Here is a 22,390-nt window from a genome sequence, read left to right on the forward strand (position 1 = left end):
GTCGATCAATCCTGAGGTTGCTGTGCTGAATAGGAAAAGTGGCTTGGCAGATCTGCGAGCCGCGGCAGCGTCTTGTCCTTGTCGGACGATATCATGTCTCTCTCATCGAAGGGCCAGCGAATGCCGATCGCCGGATCGTTCCACGCGATGCCCCGATCATGTTGCGGGCTATAGGGTGCGGTTACCTTGTAGCTGATGACGCTGTTCGGCTCGATCGTTGCGAATCCGTGTGCGAAGCCGGGCGGTATCCAGAGCTGTTTGCCGGTGTCCGGCGAGAGCTCCTGAGAGAGCCAATTGCCGAAGCTAGGTGATCCCACGCGGATATCGACGACGACATCCATGATCCGGCCGGCAAGGCAGCGCACCAGCTTGCCCTGTGCGAAGGGCGGGATCTGGAAATGCAGCCCCCGGACGGTGCCGGCCTGCGCCGAAAGCGATTCATTGTCCTGGACGAACATGACGTCGGCCACATTTTCCCGGAACCAGGCATCCTTGAACACCTCGGAGAAATAGCCGCGATGATCGCCGAAGCGTGGCGGCGTGATTGCAACGATGCCCTGGATGGCCACAGTCTCAATGCGCATGACTTACCTTCTCTGCGGCCTTCATAACGCTCATCAGCATGTCCGCCTGCGAGCGGCTCCGAATGGCCTCAAAGCCTTTCGCGGCAATGGCATCTCGCTCGTCGGCATCGGCGATCAGCTTGTAGCACCGCTCGATCATGTCGTCATAAGGCTCAATTGCCAAGCCGCCGATGAAGGGCTGGAGGTCCGGATCGCGGATGTCGCCTTCCGTCAGCACGCAAACGCGATTGGCGAGCAGATAGGAAATGCGCACGATCTCGAAGACGCCGCTCGCATAATGATGGATGTTGATGACGATCTTGGCGCGGGCAATCGCCGCATCGCGTTCCGCACCATAGATGTTGAAGAGATGCGCCACCTTCAGCCCGCCGTCCTTCAGCGTTTTCAGGATATGGTGGCGGCGTTCGTTCATCGAGCCGTAGAAAAGCACGTCGATATCCTTGACCGGAGCGTGCTGAATCTGGCTCAGGCAACGGCTGTAACCGATTTCGAGAACACCGGCGTGGTCGATCCCCTTGGCGGCAAGGTTTTCGCGGTTGCGCGGGCTGTAGTCGAGCACCGGCATCGCCCTCAGGATCGACACATAGCGCGAATTGATCCAGCTGCTTTCTTCAGACACTTGCTCGAGGTTGATGAGAACGCTGTCTTGCGGCAGATGGCCGACGATTTCGGCCGGAAGCAGGTTGCCGCCATAAATGATCGGCGCACGGCCCGCGAACTCGTTCATGTCCCTAACGATCGGTGCCGAACCGCCGAGTTCCTCGAAGGCGCCCTGCAGGCCGAGCGCGACTTCGTCGAAGGCGTGGCTGTGATTGTAGTTTTCGGGCGTCACGATCCAGATGCAATGGCCATCCTTGTGGGCCTGCCATCCGCCGGCAAAGGGCTGCAATGCGTTGGCAAGCGGCTGCTCGATCGTCGGCGCGGCCGGTATAGCGGTCCTTTCCGTACGCACCGGCTGCTGCGGCACCGGGGAGGCGCCTGAGGCGTGCGGAGCATAGGCGCGCATCAATTCGCGGCCACCGATGAATTGGCCGCGCGGCATCCAGCCGGGCGGGTCATCAGCCCCCCAGATCAGATGCGGCTGCTTGATGAGCGGTTGGCGGCCTTGCTGCCACGCGGTCAGGAGAGCGTCGTCACGGCTCTGCAGAAAGGCTTCCTTGGCGGCGAAGAGGCCATGCAGCATCCGACCGAGGCGGACACCAAACTTCCATTCGAAATCGGCAAGGGCCGGTACGAAGGCAGCGATCTTCAATCCGGAGGCGATAGCCTGCTGGACATAAAGGCCGAGCAGACGCTCGATCACGAAGGGGCGCATCTTTGCGTTGGCATCGCGTGAGTAGTGAGCCGTACCGGAATAGGCGTTGCCCGCCGGCGTGCCGGCGCGCGCCTGGTTTTCCAGTGATTCGAGAATGCGTTCGCAAAAGGCGAAATACCCCGACCAGAATTTCCGGTTGCCGCAGAAATAGTTGCAGAACATGAAGGCAATCTTGTCCTGCGGCGGCGCGATCGGATAGCCGAGTTCCTGGAGATACAGGAAGATCGGCTCCATGCCGGGGTGACCACCAAGCAGCGAATGTTCCCAGACGTTGCTGTAGATCGCCGCGTGGCCGATCAGCGGATTGTAAAGATAGGCGTCCGCCCCTTCCGCTCTGGCCTTTTCCGCTTCCGTGACGAAGGACGGGAAGCTAGTCACCGACTTCATCTCGAATTTGCTCGAAAGTAGCCCCCAGAACACGTCGTCGCCGAGGCCGATCGCCTCGTGATGCCGATGCAGAGTGAGGAAGAGTTCATATTCGCGGGTCGTTGCTTGCGTATTGAACGAGATGTCGAACGGCATGGCCGCCGCGTCGAGCTGGCTGCGCTGCGAAGGATCGAGATAAGGCTGATAGATAATAACGGATCCCGTGCCGGCAGCCTTCTCCGTGAGAAGCGCCAGATCAGGAAGACCGGCCGGTAGAGCGGAAATGGGCTGATTGACCGTCAAGGTATTGTCCTTCGCGAATGGCCGCCGTCTTCGTGACTCACGAAACAGCATTCGGCTGGTTCGGGTGTCGACTATTGGACGTGAAGCTTGCGCCACACTGTTGGGCAGGAATTTCGCTGGTCAGCTTGGGAACAGGTTAAGCCGTGATGTTCGTGCCAGGCCAATTGCTTGATAGGGCCCAACTCGGACGGCGTCATGAAAAACGAAAAGATCTATGTAACGAAGCCCAGCCTGCCGCCGCTCGAAGAATTCATTCCTTCGCTGGAAGCGATCTGGAACAATCGCATCCTGACCAATGGCGGGCCGTTCCACGAGCTACTGGAGCGGGAGCTCTGCAACCATCTCGGCGTGAAGCACATCAGCCTCTTTTCCAACGCCACCGTTGCGCTGCTGACGGCGCTTCAGGCGCTCCGCGTCACGGGCGAAGTCATCACCACGCCTTATTCCTTCGTAGCCACGTCGCATTCGCTTCTCTGGAACGGTTTGAAGCCCGTCTTCGTCGACATCGATCCGGTGACGCTCAATCTCGATCCGGCGAAGATCGAGGCGGCGATCACGCAGCAGACGACGGCGATCATGCCGGTGCATTGCTACGGCCACCCGTGCGACGTCGATTCGATCCAGAAGATCGCCGATCTCTACAATCTCAAGGTCATCTATGACGCCGCCCATGCCTTCGGCGTGGAAGACGAGCGGGGAAGCATTCTCAATCACGGCGACCTTTCCATTCTGAGCTTTCACGCGACGAAGGTGTTCAACACATTCGAAGGCGGAGCGATCATCTGCCCTGATGTCAAGACGAAGACCCGCATCGACCAGCTGAAGAACTTCGGTTACGTCGATGAAGTGACCGTGGTGGCGCCGGGCACGAACGGCAAAATGAGCGAATTCAACGCTGCGCTCGGCCTGTTGCAGCTGAAATACATCAACTTCGCCCTTGAAAGGCGTGGGCTTATCGACGCTGCATACCGCGAGCGTCTGCGCGGCGTCGAGGGTATAGAATGCCTGCACCGTTCCGGCGAGACCGTCTCCAACTTCTCTTATTTCCCGATTCTCGTGCGCCCCGGCTATGCCATTTCGCGCGATGAGCTCTATGAGCTTCTGAAGGAAAACGGCATTCATCCGCGCCGTTATTTCTATCCGCTGATCTCAAGCTTTTCGATGTACCGCAGCCTGCCTTCCGCGCAGCCCGCGAATCTGCCGGTCGCAACCGAAGCTGCACAACAAGTGCTCTGCCTTCCCATCTATCCCGACATGGAAATGGAGATCGTCGACAAGGTCTGCGCGATCATTGCTTCTTAGGGGTAGATGAAATGAAACTGGCTATTATGCAGCCGTATTTTTTTCCTTACATTGGCTACTTTCAGCTGATCAGTGCGGTCGATAAATTCATCGTTTACGACAATATCAAGTACACGAAAAAGGGTTGGATTAACCGAAACCGCATGTTGCGCGACGGCCGGGACGCCACATTCTCTCTGCCGCTGAAGGCCGCGCCGGATAGTTTAGACGTGTACGAACGCAGCCTGTCGCCGGACTTCGATCGCAACAAGCTGCTGAATCAAATTCAAGGCGCTTATCGACGCGCGCCATTTTATTCCAGTGCTTTCCCGGTGATCGAGCAGGCGATAGGCTTCCCGGACAACAATCTTTTTTTCTATATTTTCAGCTCAATCAGGGAAATCTGCGGTTACCTTGGCATCAGGACAGACTTCGCCGTTTCCTCTGAAATAGCGATAAATCACGATCTCAAGGCCCAGGAAAAGGTTTTGGCACTTTGCGAGAAAGCGGGCGCGGAGGTCTACGTGAATGCAATAGGGGGTATGGAACTTTACTCTCAAGACGCGTTTGCTGCGCGCGGTATAGAACTGAAATTCATCAAGTCGAAGTCTGTGGAATATTCTCAGTTCGGTGCTGATTTCGTGCCCTGGCTGTCAATTGTGGATGTCATCATGTTCAATTCGGTGGAAGAGATTCAGAGGAATATGCTGGGTGCGTATGAGCTCATTCAATCCTAGATGCGGACGAGTGTTTCCTTTCGGCGGTCTGCCAAGAAGAAGATATCGGTGAAGCAATGTTCAAATGGAAGAAGTTAGGCAAGGTTTTCACGCCGCAGGAGGTGACTGATCGTCGGTGGCTTAAGGAGTTTGCTCAAGCGCCTGCAACACTGCTTTTTGACGATTTTGTGCGAATATACTTTTCCTGCCGCCCACCAGCAGATCAGGCCGGGCAATATGTCTCGCATTCTGCTTATATTGACGTGGATAGGGCTGACTTGTTTAAGATCATACGGATCAGCGAACGTCCGGTCCTGGAATTGGGCGGTCTCGGCGAATTCGATCAATTTGGTACTTATCCGATCTCCGTAGCCAGGGATGGCGACCTCATACGCGCTTACTATGCCGGCTGGACTCGATGCGAATCCGTGCCATTCAACGTCGGTATAGGATTGGCCTTGAGCACGGACGAAGGCCGGACCTTCTCTAAGGCGGGTTATGGACCCGTCGTGCCATACTCGCCGGATGAACCCTTCGTCCTGAGTGGTCCCAAGATTCGGCGTTTTAACGACCGGTGGTACCTGTTCTATATCTCTGGTTCCAAGTGGATCATGGCCGATGGGCGTGCGGAGCCTGTGTACAAAATCCGTCTAGCCACCTCTGAAGATGGCGTGCACTGGACGAAAGCGAACAGAGATCTGATCGAATCTGTCGTCGAGACCGATGAGGCACAGGCAAGCCCCGATGTGATCTTTGCCGGCGGGCGCTACCACATGTTCTTCTGCTATCGTCACAGCACGAATTATCGCGGCAAGGAAAAAGGATACCGAATCGGCTACGCCTCGAGCAACGATCTGGTCAACTGGCAACGTGACGATAGTAAAGCGGGGCTGACGGTGTCCGACACAGGCTGGGATGATGAGATGGTTAGCTACCCGCATGTCTTCGAGTTGGATGGCAAGACCTATATGGCCTATCTCGGCAATCAAGTCGGGCGCAACGGCTTCGGCCTTGCTGTTCTCGACGGAAAGCTTGGTGACGCATGACCAAGATGCGATGGAAGAAGCTGGGCAAGATCTTTGATCCCACGCTGCATCATCTGCCGGCAGGCTGTGTCGAGTTTGCGCAGTCGCCCCAGGCGCTCGTTTTCGATGGCTTTATACGAATCTACTTCTCAACGCGCGCAACTGACGTGAACGGCAAATATCTCAGCCATGTCGCTTTCGTCGATATGGATAAGACTCTGGACCGGGCCATTCGCGTTTCCGACAGGCCGGTTATTGAACTCGGCAAACTCGGTTGCTTTGACGAGCATGGCATCTTCCCGATGAATGTGATGCGACACGAAGGGAAGATCTACGGCTACACATGCGGCTGGAATCGAAGGGTTGCGGTCTCGGTCGATACGGCAATCGGGCTTGCCCTCAGTGACGACGACGGGATGTCGTTCAAGAGGATCGGCGATGGGCCGGTCTTGTCGGCGTCTCTCAAGGAGCCGTGCCTGGTCGGCGACGGCTTTGTGAAGTTCATCGATGGCATCTTTCACATGTGGTACATTTTCGGGACTGGGTGGAAAGAATACTCGCCGGGCGCGCCTCCGGATCGCACTTATAAAATTGGTCATGCGACCTCGCCAGACGGCATCAATTGGCAGAAGGAGGAAGGCAGGCAGATCATACCGGATCGGCTTGGTGCCGACGAAAGCCAAGCTCTGCCGACCGTCATCCGGATCGAAGATCGCTATCATATGTTCTTCTGCTATCGGCAATCGTCGGATTTTCGCACTAACAGGAAACGCGGCTATCAAATCGGCCACGCATATTCGCGCGATCTGATCAACTGGTCACGCGATGACCTTGAATTGGGGATTGAAGGAACGGACGGCGAATGGGATTCCGACATGTTGTGCTATCCGCACGTCTTTGAGGCGGATGAGTCAATTTACCTCCTCTATAACGGAAACCAGTTTGGCCGGCATGGATTCGGCGCTGCAATATTGGAACGTACTTCATGACGCCGGATTGGGGCCACAACCTCGCTTCGGCAAGCGACATCGCCTACCACTTGAATGAATCCGGAACTGATTTCGCCGAGGGGCTTCGCGCACGCGTGGACATCGACGCTTATGCGCTGAAAATCCTGCTCAATGCCGAGCGCTTTGAGGCATGGTCTGACGGTAGGTTGGTCGGGCTTCTGGCCATATATTGCAACAATCCCCAACAGACATCGGCATTCATTACGAATCTAAGTGTGTTCGAAGAATGGCGCGGCAGGGGGATAGCGGGAGCGTTGCTTGAACGGAGCATGGCTTTGGCCAGGCAGAAGAGGTTTGAAACCATACGCCTCGAGGTCGAGGCGAAAAACATTGCCGCCGTCGCTGTCTATCGCAGATATGGGTTCGTGGTGCTGGATAGCGAACAGTCAATGCTGACAATGAAGCGAGATTTGGGGTAGAGGATGGCTGAGAAAAAGCGCGATTATAATAGTGAAATCAAGGATGCTAGTGATCATCGCTACGCATACAACTTCGATTTTGACGTCATGCATCATTATATGCTGAAGTCTTTCATGCCCTTTTTCCGCACCGGAAGCCTGCTTGAACTTGGAAGTTTCCGGGGCGATTTCACGAAAAGGATCGTTCCCTATTTCGACGATATCACCTGCGTAGAAGCCTCCGATGAGGCAATAGCCGTCGCGCAGAACGAACTGGGCGACAGCCTGACATTTATCAATGACGTGTTCGAAGACGTGAAGCTTCCCAAGCGCTATGACAATGTCCTGCTGACACATGTTCTTGAGCATTTGGACGATCCGGTAGGCGTGCTGAAGCGCATCAATGACGAATGGCTATCGGAAGGTGGTAGGCTCTTCCTGGTATGCCCGAATGCGAATGCCCCGTCCCGCCAGATCGCTGTTAAAATGGGTTTGATAAGCCACAATTCCGCAATCACGAAGGCGGAAGCGGAGCATGGTCACCGCATCACATACTCACTGGATACCCTGGAGCACGATGCAAGATTGGCAGGATTGAACGTTGTGCATCGGTCCGGCATTTTCTTCAAAGCTCTGGCAAATTTCCAGTGGGATCGTTTGCTTCAGACCGACATCATTTCCAGCGAATATCTGGAGGGTTGTTATCAGCTGGGGCAAGTCTATCCCGATCTTTGCGCCAGCATCTTTCTCATGTGTGAAGCAGGCCGAGCGCAATAGGCTGTGCTTTGCCGAACTCGACTTCTAAATTCCAAGGATGTCCGATGCCGCGCGTATCGATCTGTATTCCAGCATACAAGGCCAACTATTTCGAACTGTGCCTACGAAGTGCGTTGGCTCAGAGCTTCACCGATGTCGAAATTCTGGTGTCGGATGATTGTCCGACTGATGAAATCCAGGCGATCTGCCGGAACTTCGAAAGGTTTGTCCAATACAGCCGCAATCCGAATCCCGGTCCCGAGAACAATGTGCGCAGGCTGGTGGAAATCGCGAGTGGCGAATACATCAAATTCCTGTTCGATGACGACGTGCTGCACCCTTTCTGCATACAGTTCCTGCTAGAGGCGCTTGAATCGACAAAGGAAAGAAACACGAGTCTTTCATTTTCTCCGCGTTATTTAATTGACGGAAAAAATCATACTACTGGCTTCATCAACCACTTCAACGCTTCCGGAGATAGCCTCAAGATCGTTTCTGGCGACGACTTCTTGCGATTGACGGCTCTCAATCACGTCAATCTAGTTGGAGAGTACACAACGGCTTTATTTCGGAAGAAGGATGCTTTCGATAGCAATGGTCAATTCCGATTGTATAAGATGGAAGGCGATCTCTTCCCTGGTTTGATTGATTTATCAGCATGGGTGGAACTGGCGCAGCTCGGCAACTTCGTCATCCATCCCACCCCGCTTTCCTATTTCAGGCGCCATGAGAACGCCACGTCGAACCCACAGGTCAACTGGAAGTTCATTTATGCAATCACTTACTATGAGGACGTGCTAAATTTCGCGTTTGAAAGAGGCTACTTGTCAGCAAGCGACTTGCCTACCTCATATCGCAACCTGCTGAATATCTACCGGTACTGGCAGAATTCGTTCCCCCAGCTTGGAGCAAGAATTGCGCAAATTGAAGAAGCACTGATGTAAAGAAAGGTGGCACATTCTCGAGCATTCGCAACTCCGCGTTCCGCGAGCCTCGGCCCATGCGGTGGATGCTCTGTGCTACGCCGTCCGCTTGACGAAATTCCCTAACGCGAAAACTGAATGACTTCGCCATTATACTGCGCGCGCGCCGTCTCGCGGAAGCCGAGCTTGGCTGCGACCCTGAGCGACGCCACGTTGTCGGGGCTGATGATGCAACTCATTGCCTTTTCCGGAAAACGCGCTGCCGCCCAGCCGATCAGGGCCGTCAGCGCCTCGGTGGCATAACCACGGCCCTGGGCCGAGGGCATCAGCGCCCAGCCGACCTCCATCGTTCCCTCGATTGACGGCTCCATTTCGCGGAGGGCTTCGAGAAATCCGGCTTCGCCGATGAACCGGCCGCTGGCCTTCTCGACGATCGCAAGAAAGCCGAAGCCCATATGATGCCACATGCCAGCAATGCGCAGCATGCGGGCCCAACTCTGCTCGCGCGTCGAGGGCGCGCCGCTGATGAAGCGGACGACATCCTCGTTCGCCCACAGCGCCGCATGCACTTCGAAATCGTCGAGGTGGTGAGGGCGAAGCGTCAACCGCTGCGTTTCGAGCGTGGGAATGTCGGTCACATCAGGTCCTCCGGAAGCCGCGCCGTCAGGCACCGGGTTCGCCCTCCCTGTAATCGAGTGGATTTTCCGCGCGTGCCATATGGCGGAATCGCCCCGGCCTTGCGCCATCTCTGCTGGTCTTGGCGAGAAACTTTCCAGAATCGGGATATTCCACGATCTCGGTCTTCGCCATCGTCGAGATGCCGAGATAGATAAGGGGCGCCGTGCCGGTATTGATGATCTGGTGCGCTGTTTCCGGGCCGCCGGCGGGCGCGCCGAGCACGTCGCCAGCCTTGATCGCATGGCGCTCGTCGCCGAAGCGGTATTCGCCGGTGCCTGCGATCACGTAGAAAAGCTCGTCTTCGACGTGGTGATTGTGGAAGGGGCAGCTCGATTTGCCCGACGGCACTTCATTATAGCTGATGCCGAGACCGGCCAGACCTAAACGTGCGCCGAACGAGGCGTCGGCGCCTTCATAGAATTCACCCTGTTTCCAGTGGTCGAGCGCGAGATCGGCGATATTGATCACCGCTTTCGATTCCTTAGCCATGATGTCCTCCTGTTGCAGGAAGAGAAGCTATCATCTTGGCGGAAAATTCAATGCCCGTCTGCGCTGATCCGGGAAATCCCCGGCATGGGCGGAGAGGAGACCGCCGCCCATGCTTCGAGCGCCGCGCGTCGGATGGAACGCGCCGAGACTCTCTATCCCTGGCGATGCGCAGGAATCTTAGCGGACGTAGAAAGTGAGGCTTCCGTCAGCCGCCTGTTCGGCATTGACGATGTTGCGGACGTCGACGCCTTCATTGTTGAGCCGGCGGGCAAGCGACCTGTTGGCGTCGATCGAGGCCTGGATGCCGCGGATGGCATAACCGGAGCGTTCCGGCGCCGAGCGCGGACCCGTCGTTTCATCATCGAGATTGCGCCAGTTATGGACCTGCTCGACGTTGAAATCATTGCCGTGGAAGGTCCTGAGCGTTTGCTCGATGCCTTGGGCGGTGTTCATCCCAAGGCTTTCGGCCCGACTGGCGCCGGCAAATGCAAGCGAGGAGAGGGCGGCGGCGGCGGTGAGTGTGACAATGCGGTTCATGATTGTATCCTTTCATCTGCTATGACGGTCGGCTGTCGTTGCAGGGGATCGTCAGCGTCACGACATGGAATTGGCATTGTCCTCTTCTCGATTCAATGGGCTAAGCCGCTGAAAATCCATTAATAATTCTTCATGAAAATTGCCTTCGAATTGCCGTTTTCCGAGCGTCCGGGGAAACTGGTTTGAAAGCCTTGCGCGGCTGTGCAGCTATCCCCTTGCCGATATTTCGTCTTTGGCGTTGCGGCATCGGGCGAAAGTGCTTGCCATTCTGATGAAGGCATGTTTTGACCGCGGCCTGCCGAGTGGAAAATGTCCTGCCAACGAAGGTGAATCCATGCCGAGAGAGACCGCTCCCCATATTTTGATCGTTGAAGCCCGCTTTTACGACGACATGGCCGACGCGCTGCTCGAAGGCGCGACCTTTGCTCTGCAGGAAGCCGGCGCCACCTTTGAGGTCGTCACCGTTCCCGGCGCGCTGGAAATTCCGGCAGCGATTGCCATGTCGCTCGATGGAGACGACAATGGCGGCACGCATTATGACGGCTATGTCGCCCTCGGCATGGTCATCCGCGGCGAGACCTACCACTTCGATATCGTATCGAACGAATCCTCGCGCGCACTGATGGATCTCGCAGTCAGCGAGTCCCTTGCCATCGGCAACGGCATCCTGACCGTGGAAAATGACGAACAGGCCTGGGCGCGCGCGCGCCGCTCGGACAAGGACAAAGGCGGATTTGCCGCTCGTGCAGCTCTGACGATGATCGAGCTGAAGCAGAAACTGGGTGCATGAAGAATGAGTGACGACAAGACGGAACGGCCGGTCAAGACTGCGAACCAGCGGGGCGCTGCCCGTCTTGCTGCCGTTCAGGCGCTTTATCAGATGGATGTCGGCGGCACGGGCGTTCTGGAAATCGTCGCTGAATATGAGGCGCACCGCCTCGGCCAGGAAATCGACGGCGCGACCTATCTGAAGGCCGATGCCGGCTGGTTCCGCTCCATCGTCTCCGGCGTGGTGCGCGATCAGGTCCGCCTCGATCCGCTGATCGCGGCAGCGTTGCAGGATGATTGGGCTCTGTCGCGGCTTGACAGCACCGTGCGCGCCATCCTGCGCGCCGGCGTCTTCGAACTCATTGACCGCAAGGACGTTCCGGTGGCGGTCATCGTCACCGAATATGTCGAAATCGCGCAGGCGTTTTTCGATGACGACGAACCGAAGCTCGTTAACGCCGTGCTCGACCGCATCGCCAAGCAGGTTCGCAGCGAGGCGAAGAGGTAACCTCTTAGCCGTCAAACCATCTTCCCGTTTCTTTCTTCATGCCGCAATGGTTTTCGCCCGTTGCGGTCTTGACGCCACGTGATCGACCACGCAATCTCCGCACGGCTTAGCTGTGGCATTTCTGTGGAGAGGAAAGGCGATTCGGCGGCGTATCTGCCGGAGGAGGAGTGAGCTCCGGCCTATGGGAGGAAAGAGCGAAATGACCATTCTTTTATGCGTAATCGCATGCGGTCTGCTCTCGGTGGTCTATGCCGCCTGGGCAACCCGGTCGGTGCTTGCCGCCGATCAGGGCAACAGCCGGATGCAGGAGATCGCGGGCTATATCCGGGAAGGCGCTCAGGCCTATCTGACGCGCCAGTATCGCACCATTGCCCTTGTCGGCGTCGTCGTCTTCATCGCAGCCTGGCTGCTTCTTTCCGCCACGGCCGCCATCGGCTTCCTGATCGGCGCCGTACTGTCAGGCGCTGCCGGTTTCATCGGCATGCACGTCTCCGTCCGCGCCAACGTGCGCACCGCGCAGGCCGCGTCCGCCAGCCTCTCCGCAGGCCTCGACATCGCCTTCAAGTCGGGTGCGATCACCGGCATGCTGGTGGCGGGCCTCGCGCTGCTCGGCGTCTCCATCTACTATACCATTTTGACCGTCGGGCTCGGCCATGAGAGCGGCTCGCGCGACGTCATCGATTCACTGGTGGCGCTCGGCTTCGGCGCTTCGCTGATCTCGATCTTCGCCCGTCTCGGCGGCGGCATCTTCACCAAGGGCGCCGATGTCGGCGGCGACCTCGTCGGCAAGGTGGAAGCCGGCATTCCCGAGGACGATCCGCGCAACCCGGCGACGATTGCCGATAACGTCGGCGACAATGTCGGCGACTGCGCCGGCATGGCCGCCGACCTTTTCGAGACCTATGCGGTTTCCGTTGTCGCCACCATGGTTCTGGCTGCGATCTTCTTTGCCGGCGCGCCGATCCTCGAGTCGGCGATGATCTATCCGCTGGCGATTTGCGGCGCCTGCATCATCACCTCGATCATCGGCACCTTCTTCGTCAAGCTCGGCTCGAACGGCTCGATCATGGGCGCTCTATACAAGGGCCTCATCGTCACCGGTCTCTTGTCCATCATCGGTCTCGGTGCCGCCACCTCGCTGACCGTCGGCTGGGGCTCGCTCGGCACCGTTGCCGGCGCCGACGTGACCGGCACCAACCTCTTCATCTGCGGTCTCGTCGGCCTTGTCGTCACCGCCCTGATCGTGGTCATCACCGAATACTACACCGGCACCGGCAAACGCCCCGTCGTTTCGATCGCCCAGTCGTCGGTCACCGGCCACGGCACCAACGTCATCCAGGGCCTTGCGGTCTCGCTGGAGTCGACGGCCCTGCCGGCGATCGTCATCGTCGGCGGCATTCTCGCCACCTATCAGCTCGGCGGCCTTTTCGGCACCGGCATCGCGGTCACCGCCATGCTCGGCCTTGCCGGCATGATCGTTGCACTCGATGCCTTCGGCCCGGTCACCGACAATGCCGGCGGCATCGCCGAAATGTCGCATCTGCCGCCCGAGGTGCGCAAGTCGACCGATGCGCTCGACGCCGTCGGCAACACCACGAAGGCCGTCACCAAGGGCTACGCGATCGGCTCGGCCGGTCTCGGTGCCTTGGTGCTCTTTGCCGCCTACGCCAACGATCTCAGGTATTTCGCCGCCCACGGCGACCAATATCCCTACTTTGCCAATATCGGCGAAATCTCCTTCGAACTGTCGAACCCCTATGTCGTCGCCGGCCTGCTGTTCGGCGGTCTGATCCCCTATCTCTTCGGCGGCATCGCCATGACAGCCGTCGGCCGCGCCGCCGGCTCGATCGTCGAGGAGGTGCGCCGTCAGTTCAAGATGAAGCCGGGCATCATGCAGGGCACGGAAAAGCCGGATTACGGCAAGGCCGTCGACCTTCTGACCAAGGCGGCTATCCGTGAGATGATCGTGCCGTCGCTGCTGCCGGTGCTGGCGCCCATCGTCGTCTATTTTGGCGTGCTACTGATCTCCGGCTCCAAGGCCTCCGCCTTTGCCGCGCTTGGCGCATCGCTGCTCGGCGTCATCATCAACGGCCTCTTCGTCGCTATCTCGATGACCTCGGGCGGCGGCGCCTGGGACAATGCCAAGAAGAGCTTCGAGGACGGTTTCGTCGACAAGGACGGCGTGCGTCACATGAAGGGTTCGGATGCACACAAGGCCTCCGTTACCGGCGATACCGTCGGCGATCCCTACAAGGACACAGCCGGTCCCGCCGTCAACCCGGCGATCAAGATCACCAATATCGTCGCGCTGCTGCTGCTCGCGGTCCTCGCCGGTTGACGCATGCTGCAATTCCACGGCGCCGACCGTCGATGGCGCTGCCCCTCACCCTAACCCTCTTCCCGTAAACGGGGCGAGGGGACTTGCCCCGCGAGAGGCAAGCGGGGGCCGGAGAGATCGCGGCTTATCCCCTTCGCCCCGTTTGCGGGGAGAAGGTGGCGCAGCCGGATGAGGGGCGGACGTCCAATCCCCCGGCCGAGATGCCTGTTTGAAAAGCGAGGTTTCACAACAAAAAACCCGCCGGAGCGATCCGGCGGGTTTTGTCGTTGAAGCTTGTCCGATCAGCGCAGGCTGCTTGGGTTCTGCGGTGTGCCGCCGGCGCCGCCGCCGAACAGGCTGCGGGCGGCGCTCGCAGCGCTGCCGCCGGAGAGCATCTGCTGTAGGAAGGTGAGTTCCTTGCCGCCGGTCGGCGTGACGCGTCCGATCGTGTCGAACACCTTGCCGTCCTGCAGCGTATAGTTGGCGCGCCGGCTGACGACGCCGTCCTTGTCGAAATAGATCGCCAGAACGCTCTGATCGACGACCTTCAGCTTCTGGAAGGCGACCGAACGCGTGCGCCGCTGTGAGATGTAATAGAAGACCTCGCCGTCGAAGGTCGCCGTCGTCGACGGGGTGCCGAGCGAAAGCAGCGCCTGCTCGCGGCTCGAGCCTTCTGGAACGAGGTCCAGCGACTGCTGGTCGGCGACGTATCCGCCATTGAGCACGGTGCCGGTCTGGCAGCCCGAAAGAGCAGTGGTGGAGGCGATTATGAAGGCAATGGCCGCGTTGCTGAAGAATTTCATGTCAGACTTGAAATACCGTTTCTTCAACGACATCTACTCCCTTGAGTGTCGATAGCAGCCGTTTGGGCTTTACACGCTTCCTCCTGCAAAACCATTGTGGCCATTCCGGGTCGAATTCCCGAATTCGTTCCGCCGACGCCTCGAAGGCATCGTCCCGAAACTGGCCACGATCGGCATTGCAATTCGCGCCTGCTTCGGTAAACCAGCTTTCGAAATCATGCAACAAGGCCGGACGCCAGCCGGCGTGAAGATTGAGGCATTTCCGGAAAAAACAATGATCTTCGGACTCTTCCGCAAGAAAAACAACAATCAGGCGATCGTTGACAGGCAATATGCGGCGCTGACGGCGGCCGCGCGCATGCCTGATCTCTATGAGCGGCTCAATGTGCCGGATACGGTCATGGGCCGTTTCGAAATGCTGTCGATCGCGATGATTCTGTTTTTTCGCCGCACGCGCGCCTCCGCCGTTAGCGGTCAGGAAATCGCCCAGGAGATCGTCGACGCTTTTTTCCAGGACATCGACTATTCGATCCGCGAACTCGGCATTGGCGACAACAGCGTGCCGAAACGCATGAAGAAGCTCGCCGGCATGTTCTACGGCCGGCTCGAAGCCTATTCGAAGGCGATGGATGCCGGCGATCGCGAAGCGCTCGCACTTGCCCTCCAGCGCAATATCTACCCCGAAAGTCCCGTCCCAGCCGATTTGTCCGGCCTCGCCGACTGGATGATGGCGGCCGAAGCCCAATTGTCCGCCGTTCCGGAGGAGATGATTGCCAGCGGCGCGGCAACTCTGCCGCCGGTTGTCTGAAGGAGGAAACGATGAAAAACGATCGGGACGATGTTCCCTTCTCCTATCGCGTGAAGGTCGGCCATATCTCCGCCAACCCCGTCGAGGTCCATATCGAGGCCGACGCCAGCGAATTGAAGGCGCTTGCCGAGGCCTGGAGCGTCGTCTCCGTCGAGAATCTCAGCGCCGACCTGCAGATTGCCCGCTGGAAGCGCGACGGCGTGCGCGTCAAGGGCCGGGTACAGGCGAAGATCGTCCAGTCCTGCGTCGTGACGCTGGAACCGGTCGAAGCCGCCATCGACGAAACCTTCGAGCAGATCTTCGTGCCTGAGGGTTCCAAGCTTGCCCGGCAGCCCGGCAATGATGCCGGCGAAATGCTGCTCGACCCCGACGGTCCTGATCTGCCCGAGACCTTTGTCGGCGATACGATCGACGCCGGCGAGGTGGTCGCGGAATTCGCCGCTCTTGCGATCGACCCCTATCCGCGCAAGGACGGCGTCGAGTTCGAAGGTCATATCGAGGATAGCGGCGAGAACGACAAAAAGCCTTCGGCTTTCGCAGTCCTCAAGGACTGGAAAAAGGACTGAAGCCACTCTGGCGTTTGGCACAATTCAGTTGTATGCGACGGCAAAACCGGTATTTTGGCCGAAATTTCGCCCCTCGGCGGAAAGAAGGATCAGGGACGCGTGATCAGAATATCTCTCGACCTCATGGGTGGCGACTTTGGTCCCCAGGTTGTCATCCCCGGCGCCGCCAAGGCGCTGGATCGGCATCCGGATATTTCCTTCGTATTTTACGGTCTTAAGGAACAGTGCGATCCTGTTCTCGCCAAGTTTCCGAAACTTAAGGAAAAATCGGTCTTTCACGATTGCGAGCTTGCGGTCAGCATGGAAGAGAAGCCGAGCCAGGCGCTGCGCCGCGGCCGCTATATCTCCACCATGTGGCGTTCGATCGAGGCGGTGAAGACGGGCGATGCCGATGTCGCGGTCTCGGCCGGCAATACCGGGGCGCTGATGGCGATGGCAAAGTTCTGTCTTCGCACCATGGCCAATATCGAACGCCCGGCGATCGCGGCGATCTGGCCGACGCTGAAGGGTGAGAGCATCGTGCTCGATGTCGGCGCGACGATCGGCGCCGATGCGCAGCAGCTGATGGATTTCGCCCTGATGGGCGGGGCTATGGCGCGCGCGCTTTTCGAGATCGAACGTCCGACGATCGGACTTCTGAACGTCGGCGTTGAAGAGGTGAAAGGCCAGGAAGAGGTCAAGGAGGCCGGTCGGCTGTTGCGCGAGGCGAACATCGATTCGCTCGAATATTCCGGCTTCGTTGAGGGCAACGATCTCGGCAAGGGTACCGTCGACGTCGTCGTCACCGAAGGATTCTCCGGCAATATCGCGCTCAAGACCGCTGAAGGCACTGCCAAGCAGATTGCCGAATATCTGCGTGCGGCCATGTCGCGCACGCTGCTCGCCCGCATCGGCTATCTCTTCGCCAAGAGCGCCTTCGACATGCTCCGCGAGAAGCTCGATCCGAGCAAGGTCAATGGCGGCGTGTTTCTCGGCCTGAACGGCATCGTCATCAAGAGCCATGGCGGCGCCAATGCCGAAGGCATCGCCGCCGCCATCGAAGTCGGCTACGATATGGCCAAGAACGGCCTCAATCAGAAAATAGAAAACGATCTTAAGAAATATCATGCCAAGCGCCTGCCCCCGATGGGCCCGGAAGCGGCATGAGCGATGGGGTACAATCGAATATGATCCGTTCAGTGGTTCGCGGGTTCGGAGCCGCACTTCCGAAGCGCGTTATGACCAATCGCGACATGGAGGCCATCGTCGATACATCGGACGAATGGATCGTCCAGCGCACCGGCATCCGCCAGCGTTACGTGGCCGGTGACGACGAGACGACGGCCTCGCTCGGCGAGGCTGCCGCGCGGGCGGCGCTCGAAAATGGCGGCCTGACGCCCGCCGACATCGATCTCATCATCTGCGCCACCTCGACGCCTGACAACACCTTTCCGGCGACCTCGGTGAACATTCAGAACCGTCTCGGCATGAGCCACGGTTTCGCCTTCGACGTTCAGGCCGTCTGCACCGGTTTCGTTTATGCGGTGACGACCGCCGACGCCTATATCCGCGGCGGCCTTGCAAAACGCGTTCTGGTCATCGGCGCGGAGACTTTTTCGCGCATTCTCGACTGGAACGACCGCACAACCTGCGTGCTCTTCGGCGACGGTGCCGGCGCGATCGTGCTCGAAGCGGCCGAAGGCGAGGGGACGTCTGCCGACCGCGGCGTGCTGACCGCCCATCTGCGCTCCGACGGTTCGCACAAGGACAAGCTCTATGTCGACGGCGGACCGTCGACGACGGGCAGCGTCGGCAAGCTGCGCATGGAAGGCCGCGAGGTCTTCAAATATGCCGTCGGCATGATCACCGATGTCATCCAGGCTGCGTTCGATTCGACCGGCACCACCGCCGACGATCTTGACTGGCTGGTGCCGCATCAGGCCAATCGACGCATCATCGACGGTTCGGCGAAGAAGCTGAACATCGCTGCGGAAAAGGTCGTCGTCACCGTCGATCTGCACGGCAATACCTCGGCTGCCTCGATCCCGCTCGCCCTTGCGACCGCTGCCGGCGACGGCCGCATCAAGAAGGGTGACCTCGTGATGCTCGAAGCGATGGGCGGCGGCTTCACCTGGGGCGCCGTTCTGTTGCGCTGGTAAGCACGAATCCTAAAAAACTGGCGGCGAACAAGAGCTTGACCGTGGGGCGCAAGACAAATACTCTTCCTTCGCTTTCACAAAATAATTTGTATTGGGCGGGGAAACCATGACCGGAAAAACAGTGACGCGAGCAGACCTGGCGGAATCGGTTTTCCGAAAGGTTGGCCTCTCCCGGACGGAATCCGCCGAACTTGTGGAAACCGTCATCGACGAAATCTGCAATGCCATCGTCCGCGGTGAAACCGTCAAGCTTTCTTCCTTCGCCACCTTTCAGGTTCGCGACAAGAACGAGCGAATCGGCCGCAACCCGAAGACCGGCGAGGAGGTTCCGATCTCTCCCCGCCGGGTGATGACCTTCAAGGCATCGAACGTGCTGAAGACGCGCATCCTCAAGGCGCATGTCTCTCGCAAGGTCAAGCTGAAGCCGCAGAACCCAGCCCTCTGATATCGGCTTCGTCCTGCTCGGAACGGCCTTTTTTCACTCGCATCGTCCATCGCCTGTGCGCAACGTCGACACATGACTTGAATTGTCGGCGCCAAACCTTTGAAATATGGTGAGTCGCCGTTGGATCGAGCCTGCGAGGTTGCGTAGCAGTATGACGTTGGACAAGAGCCCCGATGCCTTTCGCACCATCAGCGAAGTCGCAGACGATCTTGATCTGCCGCAGCATGTGCTGCGCTTCTGGGAAACGCGGTTTCCCCAGATAAAGCCGATGAAGCGCGGCGGCGGCCGTCGCTATTATCGGCCGGAGGATGTCGACCTTCTCAAGGGCATCCGGCATTTGCTCTATGATCACGGCTATACGATCAAGGGCGTGCAGAAGCTTCTGAAGACCAATGGCAACAAGTTCGTCATATCGGTCGGCCACGGCGATCTCGCCAGCGTCGAGGCACTTGCCTCGGGTGTGCAGGAGATGGGATCGGGCGAGCCGCGCGTCGGCACGTCCGAGGAGGACCAGATCGTCGGCCGCGCCAAGCCGCCGATCACCCGCCGGTTCTTCAACTTCGTCGCCGGAGACGACGATCAGCCGGAAGTCTCGATCGGTAAGTCGAGCGTCGGCAAGGAAGACAGGGCGCTGCTGCAGGAGGCGCTTTACGATCTCCTCGAATGCAAGCGTCTGCTCGATCAGGTGCGCTGAGGAAACCCTCCTCAGGCTTCGGCAAGCAGCTTCATCGCCTGTTCGAGCTCGCTGAGCTGGAAGGGTTTTCGCAGCACCGGCAGAGTGCTTGGGGTGCTCCCTTCCGGTGCACTGCCATAGCCAGTCGCATAGAGATAAGGTTTGCCGCGCTCGTCGAGCAGCTTTGCCACCGGCAGCGAACTCCGGCCGGCAAGCGAGACGTCGAGGATGGCGGCGTCGAACTCAGTGTCTCTGGCAGTTGCGAGCGCCCGTTCCAGATCGGGGGCAGTCGCGCAAACCCGATAGCCGAGGTCACTGAGCATGTCCTCGAGCAGCATGGCGATCAGTGCATCGTCCTCGACGATGAATATGTCTTTCATGATCCCGTCCACCATTCCCCTTGCCGGGCACGAAGATTTATCTGGCCCGCTGTGCAACGCGTCAAGACGCTGCGCGCGGCGGCAGACCTGTCGCGCAAAACCGTGGCGCGGTTTTACGACACGACATGTGTAAACATAAAAGGTTAAGGCACGGCAAGCGAATCTGAAAGATCGCGCCGTGCTTTGGAAACACTATATTGCCCGGCGAAATTCGATGTGCAAAAGCTGGTATGCCGTTTCGGCGACGGCTACCGCATAATTCCTGAAATCGGAATCGATTTACGGATCAAATTATGCAGTAATTCAAAGCGTTGCAGCGTCCTTTGCGCGTCTGAACGGACGCGCGGGGAGAAAGGGTGTGGAATGGATTTGCTGAGTGCCACGGATTGGCTGCGTCACAGGCCGGGCTACACCTATCCGCTGGCCGTTGCCTTCGTTGGTCTGACGTTCATTCTGCGACTTGCCGCCAGCGACTATCTCTCCGGTTTTCCCTTCCTGAGCTTCGTCCCGGCGATATTGCTCGCCAGTTTTATCGGCGGCGCCGGGCCGGGCATTGTCGCGGCCATGGTTGCGGCCTTCGTCGTTCAGCAGTTTTTCGTCGAGCCGCATGGCGCGTTCTGGCCGGTCAGCGTCGGCCAGTGGGTTGGTCTTTCGACCTATCTGGTCAATGCCGCGATCATCATCGGACTGATGGAGATGATCATCATCGCCCATGGCCGGCAGAGCCGCCTTCGCTCCGAGCTCAACAGTTTCAATTCGCGCCTGGAGGAGACGGTGGCCGAGCGCACTGCCGCACTCAGGCACGAGATGGAAGAGAATGCCGCCGCCCAGGCGCAGGTCCGGCAGTTGCAGAAGATGGAGACGATCGGTCAGCTCACAGGCGGCGTCGCCCATGATTTCAACAACATGCTGGCGATCATCATCGGCAATCTCGATCTCGCTCAGCGGCGCATGACGGGACATGAGGATCCGCGCCTGCTCAACTCCCTTCAGAATGCAAGAGATGGAGCCCAGCGGGCCGCGGTGCTCACCGCGCGTCTTCTCGCCTTCTCGCGCCAGCAGCCGCTCGCCCCGGAGGTGATCGACGTCAACAAGCTGGTCGGCGGCATGTCGGAGTTGCTGCGACGCACGCTCGGCGAACATATCCGCATCGAAACCGTTCTCGCCGGCGGCCTCTGGCCGAGCTTTGCCGATCTGAGCCAACTCGAAAACGCCATGCTGAACCTGGCCGTCAATGCACGCGACGCCATGCCTGGCGGCGGTCATCTGACGATCGAGACTGCCAATACGGAACTAGATGAGCGGTACTCGCGGATGCATTCGGAGGTCGAAGCGGGCCAGTATGTGATGATCAGCATTACCGACACCGGCACCGGCATGTCGCCTGATGTGATCGACCGCGCCTTCGACCCGTTTTACACCACCAAAGGACCCGGCAAGGGGACGGGACTCGGCCTCAGCCAAGTCTACGGCTACATCAAGCAGAGCGGCGGCCACATCAAGATCTATTCGGAGATCGACCGCGGCACGACGGTGAAGATCTATCTGCCGCGTCACGTCGGCAGGGCGGACGCCCGCCTGGCCGCTGGAGCACAGCCGATTCCTCAGGGCAGCGTCAACGATACGATTCTGGTGGTGGAGGACGACGAACACGTCCGCACCATGACTGCCGAAAGCCTGCATGAACTCGGTTACACCGTATTGCAGGCGGCAGGCGGCCCAGACGCGCTTCTCCTTCTGGAGGAGAATCCGGACGTCGACTTGATCTTCACCGATATTGTGATGCCGCAGATGAGCGGGCGTCAGCTTGCCGACGCCGTTCAGGAAAAATGGCCGACGATCAGAATCCTATACACCACGGGTTACACGCGAAACGCCATCGTCCACAATGGCGTGCTTGATCACGGCGTTTCGCTGCTCGCCAAGCCTTTCAGCCTCGAGCAGCTCGCCCATAAGATCCGCGAGCTTTTGAATATGCCGGTAAGGACGGGAGACGAGGGGCCGTGACGTGGCAGCCGTGCGTCTCCCGCCCTCAAATCCTTATTCAAGAACCTGGATCACGCGGTGCGTCTTCGGCTCAACGATCACCCGCCGCTCGTTGACGACGGTGTAGGCGTAGTCGGCGTTGGGCACAGTATGGACTTCGATAGTATCCGGCAGCGTGGTGCCAACCGTGATCTCGCCGTCATAGACGACGGACGGCGTGTTTTGCTCCATGACATAGGTACGCACCTCGCCGGGCAGGACGACGGAGCCGGTAGGTGCGGGATCGGTGACAACGACGGTGCTTTGTGCAAAGGCGGCCGAGCAGATGGTCAGCATGGCGGCGCTAGCCAGCATGATCTTACGCATGGGATGTTCTCCTTTTTGAACTCTGAACATCAAGGCAACGCCGCCCATACGGCATAGTTCCGCCAGCAGCTTGCCGTCGTGGCAGAGGCGGGGAGCCGATTCCTTGTTGCTAAGCCAATTTATGCTCCATACGGTTGAGCTGTCCGAATCACATTCAGTGCGAGTCGTCCGGTGGCAGCAGGGTCGGGCTCTTTACCCTTCGTTAACCATGTCGGCGGTTTATGGCAGGCGAACGGCCGGGTGGTCGTTGA

General features: G+C 58.7%; 25 protein-coding genes. 17 read left to right on the top strand and 8 right to left on the bottom strand.

Annotated features, from left to right (window positions below; all coding sequences use genetic code 11):
* Nucleotides 1-5 precede the first annotated feature (5 nt).
* Nucleotides 6-584, bottom strand: a complete 579-nt coding sequence (gene rfbC, locus N2597_RS05985) for a dTDP-4-dehydrorhamnose 3,5-epimerase (protein WP_077993258.1) — start codon at nucleotides 582-584, stop codon at nucleotides 6-8.
* Complete coding sequence (locus tag N2597_RS05990) at nucleotides 574-2,568, bottom strand: CgeB family protein (RefSeq protein WP_183596851.1); 1,995 nt, start codon at nucleotides 2,566-2,568, stop codon at nucleotides 574-576. The genes rfbC and N2597_RS05990 overlap by 11 nt, the downstream gene beginning before the upstream one ends.
* Nucleotides 2,569-2,763: 195 nt before the next feature.
* Between N2597_RS05990 and N2597_RS05995 the strand changes: the two genes are divergently transcribed.
* From N2597_RS05995 to N2597_RS06025, 7 genes are read left to right on the top strand one after another with little or no spacing between them, the layout of a single operon-like run.
* Nucleotides 2,764-3,870, top strand: coding sequence for a DegT/DnrJ/EryC1/StrS family aminotransferase (locus tag N2597_RS05995; protein WP_077993262.1), 1,107 nt, complete (start codon nucleotides 2,764-2,766; stop codon nucleotides 3,868-3,870).
* Nucleotides 3,871-3,881: 11 nt separating this feature from the next.
* On the top strand, nucleotides 3,882-4,586 hold the full coding sequence (locus N2597_RS06000; protein WP_009989319.1) for a WbqC family protein: 705 nt from the start codon (nucleotides 3,882-3,884) through the stop codon (nucleotides 4,584-4,586).
* Nucleotides 4,587-4,642: 56 nt separating this feature from the next.
* Nucleotides 4,643-5,611 (top strand): glycoside hydrolase family protein, encoded by a 969-nt coding sequence (locus N2597_RS06005; RefSeq protein ID WP_077993265.1) that lies wholly within the window; start codon nucleotides 4,643-4,645, stop codon nucleotides 5,609-5,611.
* Nucleotides 5,608-6,579 (top strand): glycoside hydrolase family protein, encoded by a 972-nt coding sequence (locus N2597_RS06010; RefSeq protein WP_077993267.1) that lies wholly within the window; start codon nucleotides 5,608-5,610, stop codon nucleotides 6,577-6,579. The genes N2597_RS06005 and N2597_RS06010 overlap by 4 nt, the downstream gene beginning before the upstream one ends.
* On the top strand, nucleotides 6,576-7,019 hold the full coding sequence (locus N2597_RS06015; protein WP_077993269.1) for a GNAT family N-acetyltransferase: 444 nt from the start codon (nucleotides 6,576-6,578) through the stop codon (nucleotides 7,017-7,019). The genes N2597_RS06010 and N2597_RS06015 overlap by 4 nt, the downstream gene beginning before the upstream one ends.
* A gap of 3 nt (nucleotides 7,020-7,022) precedes the next feature.
* Nucleotides 7,023-7,775 (top strand): class I SAM-dependent methyltransferase, encoded by a 753-nt coding sequence (locus N2597_RS06020; RefSeq protein WP_183596849.1) that lies wholly within the window; start codon nucleotides 7,023-7,025, stop codon nucleotides 7,773-7,775.
* Between the two features lie 44 nt (nucleotides 7,776-7,819).
* Entirely contained in the window at nucleotides 7,820-8,698 is an 879-nt protein-coding gene (locus N2597_RS06025; protein WP_183596847.1) for a glycosyltransferase family 2 protein, read from the top strand.
* A 101-nt stretch (nucleotides 8,699-8,799) separates the two neighbouring features.
* On the opposite strand, the gene N2597_RS06030 is transcribed toward N2597_RS06025, so the two are convergent.
* From N2597_RS06030 to N2597_RS06040, 3 genes are all read right to left on the bottom strand, one after another.
* A complete protein-coding gene (locus tag N2597_RS06030) occupies nucleotides 8,800-9,315 on the bottom strand; it encodes a GNAT family N-acetyltransferase (RefSeq protein ID WP_077993275.1) in 516 nt (171 codons plus the stop codon).
* 25 nt (nucleotides 9,316-9,340) lie between these two features.
* Nucleotides 9,341-9,844, bottom strand: a complete 504-nt coding sequence (locus N2597_RS06035) for a cupin domain-containing protein (RefSeq protein ID WP_183596845.1) — start codon at nucleotides 9,842-9,844, stop codon at nucleotides 9,341-9,343.
* 177 nt (nucleotides 9,845-10,021) lie between these two features.
* Nucleotides 10,022-10,381, bottom strand: coding sequence for a hypothetical protein (locus N2597_RS06040; protein ID WP_009992224.1), 360 nt, complete (start codon nucleotides 10,379-10,381; stop codon nucleotides 10,022-10,024).
* Nucleotides 10,382-10,715: 334 nt separating this feature from the next.
* Here N2597_RS06040 and ribH point away from each other — a divergent pair, with 334 nt between their 5' ends.
* The 3 genes from ribH (at nucleotide 10,716) to N2597_RS06055 (ending at nucleotide 13,995) form a co-directional block, all read left to right on the top strand.
* Nucleotides 10,716-11,171 (top strand): 6,7-dimethyl-8-ribityllumazine synthase, encoded by a 456-nt coding sequence (ribH, locus tag N2597_RS06045; protein WP_004674116.1) that lies wholly within the window; start codon nucleotides 10,716-10,718, stop codon nucleotides 11,169-11,171.
* A 3-nt stretch (nucleotides 11,172-11,174) separates the two neighbouring features.
* Entirely contained in the window at nucleotides 11,175-11,657 is a 483-nt protein-coding gene (nusB, locus tag N2597_RS06050) for a transcription antitermination factor NusB (RefSeq protein WP_183596842.1), read from the top strand.
* A 199-nt stretch (nucleotides 11,658-11,856) separates the two neighbouring features.
* Nucleotides 11,857-13,995, top strand: coding sequence for a sodium-translocating pyrophosphatase (locus tag N2597_RS06055; RefSeq protein ID WP_039619006.1), 2,139 nt, complete (start codon nucleotides 11,857-11,859; stop codon nucleotides 13,993-13,995).
* A 281-nt stretch (nucleotides 13,996-14,276) separates the two neighbouring features.
* Here the strand turns inward: N2597_RS06055 and N2597_RS06060 are convergent, their stop codons facing one another.
* Nucleotides 14,277-14,810, bottom strand: coding sequence for an outer membrane protein assembly factor BamE (locus N2597_RS06060; protein ID WP_038688110.1), 534 nt, complete (start codon nucleotides 14,808-14,810; stop codon nucleotides 14,277-14,279).
* 184 nt (nucleotides 14,811-14,994) lie between these two features.
* Here N2597_RS06060 and N2597_RS06065 point away from each other — a divergent pair, with 184 nt between their 5' ends.
* From N2597_RS06065 to N2597_RS06090, 6 genes are all read left to right on the top strand, one after another.
* Entirely contained in the window at nucleotides 14,995-15,585 is a 591-nt protein-coding gene (locus N2597_RS06065; protein ID WP_077993430.1) for a ubiquinol-cytochrome C chaperone family protein, read from the top strand.
* An 11-nt stretch (nucleotides 15,586-15,596) separates the two neighbouring features.
* Nucleotides 15,597-16,151: a YceD family protein gene (locus N2597_RS06070; RefSeq protein WP_038688112.1), complete on the top strand. Its 555-nt coding sequence runs from the start codon at nucleotides 15,597-15,599 to the stop codon at nucleotides 16,149-16,151.
* Nucleotides 16,152-16,250: 99 nt separating this feature from the next.
* Nucleotides 16,251-17,297 carry a phosphate acyltransferase PlsX gene (plsX, locus tag N2597_RS06075; RefSeq protein WP_038692436.1) on the top strand — a complete coding sequence of 349 codons (1,047 nt, stop codon included), beginning with the start codon at nucleotides 16,251-16,253 and terminating at the stop codon, nucleotides 17,295-17,297.
* A 20-nt stretch (nucleotides 17,298-17,317) separates the two neighbouring features.
* Entirely contained in the window at nucleotides 17,318-18,289 is a 972-nt protein-coding gene (locus N2597_RS06080; RefSeq protein ID WP_039623174.1) for a beta-ketoacyl-ACP synthase III, read from the top strand.
* Nucleotides 18,290-18,395: 106 nt separating this feature from the next.
* Nucleotides 18,396-18,734 carry an integration host factor subunit alpha gene (locus tag N2597_RS06085; protein WP_009987526.1) on the top strand — a complete coding sequence of 113 codons (339 nt, stop codon included), beginning with the start codon at nucleotides 18,396-18,398 and terminating at the stop codon, nucleotides 18,732-18,734.
* A gap of 151 nt (nucleotides 18,735-18,885) precedes the next feature.
* Complete coding sequence (locus N2597_RS06090; RefSeq protein WP_096769339.1) at nucleotides 18,886-19,428, top strand: MerR family transcriptional regulator; 543 nt, start codon at nucleotides 18,886-18,888, stop codon at nucleotides 19,426-19,428.
* Nucleotides 19,429-19,439: 11 nt separating this feature from the next.
* Here the strand turns inward: N2597_RS06090 and N2597_RS06095 are convergent, their stop codons facing one another.
* Nucleotides 19,440-19,787, bottom strand: coding sequence for a response regulator (locus N2597_RS06095; RefSeq protein WP_039623176.1), 348 nt, complete (start codon nucleotides 19,785-19,787; stop codon nucleotides 19,440-19,442).
* 363 nt (nucleotides 19,788-20,150) lie between these two features.
* Here N2597_RS06095 and N2597_RS06100 point away from each other — a divergent pair, with 363 nt between their 5' ends.
* Complete coding sequence (locus N2597_RS06100) at nucleotides 20,151-21,794, top strand: ATP-binding protein (RefSeq protein ID WP_183596839.1); 1,644 nt, start codon at nucleotides 20,151-20,153, stop codon at nucleotides 21,792-21,794.
* 33 nt (nucleotides 21,795-21,827) lie between these two features.
* Here the strand turns inward: N2597_RS06100 and N2597_RS06105 are convergent, their stop codons facing one another.
* The gene (locus N2597_RS06105; RefSeq protein ID WP_039619014.1) at nucleotides 21,828-22,139 is read right to left on the bottom strand and encodes a DUF1236 domain-containing protein; all 312 of its coding nucleotides are present in this window, start codon (nucleotides 22,137-22,139) and stop codon (nucleotides 21,828-21,830) included.
* Nucleotides 22,140-22,390: the final 251 nt, after the last annotated feature.

This window comes from Rhizobium sophoriradicis (assembly GCF_025200795.1).
Classification (GTDB): Bacteria; Pseudomonadota; Alphaproteobacteria; order Rhizobiales; family Rhizobiaceae; genus Rhizobium; species Rhizobium sophoriradicis.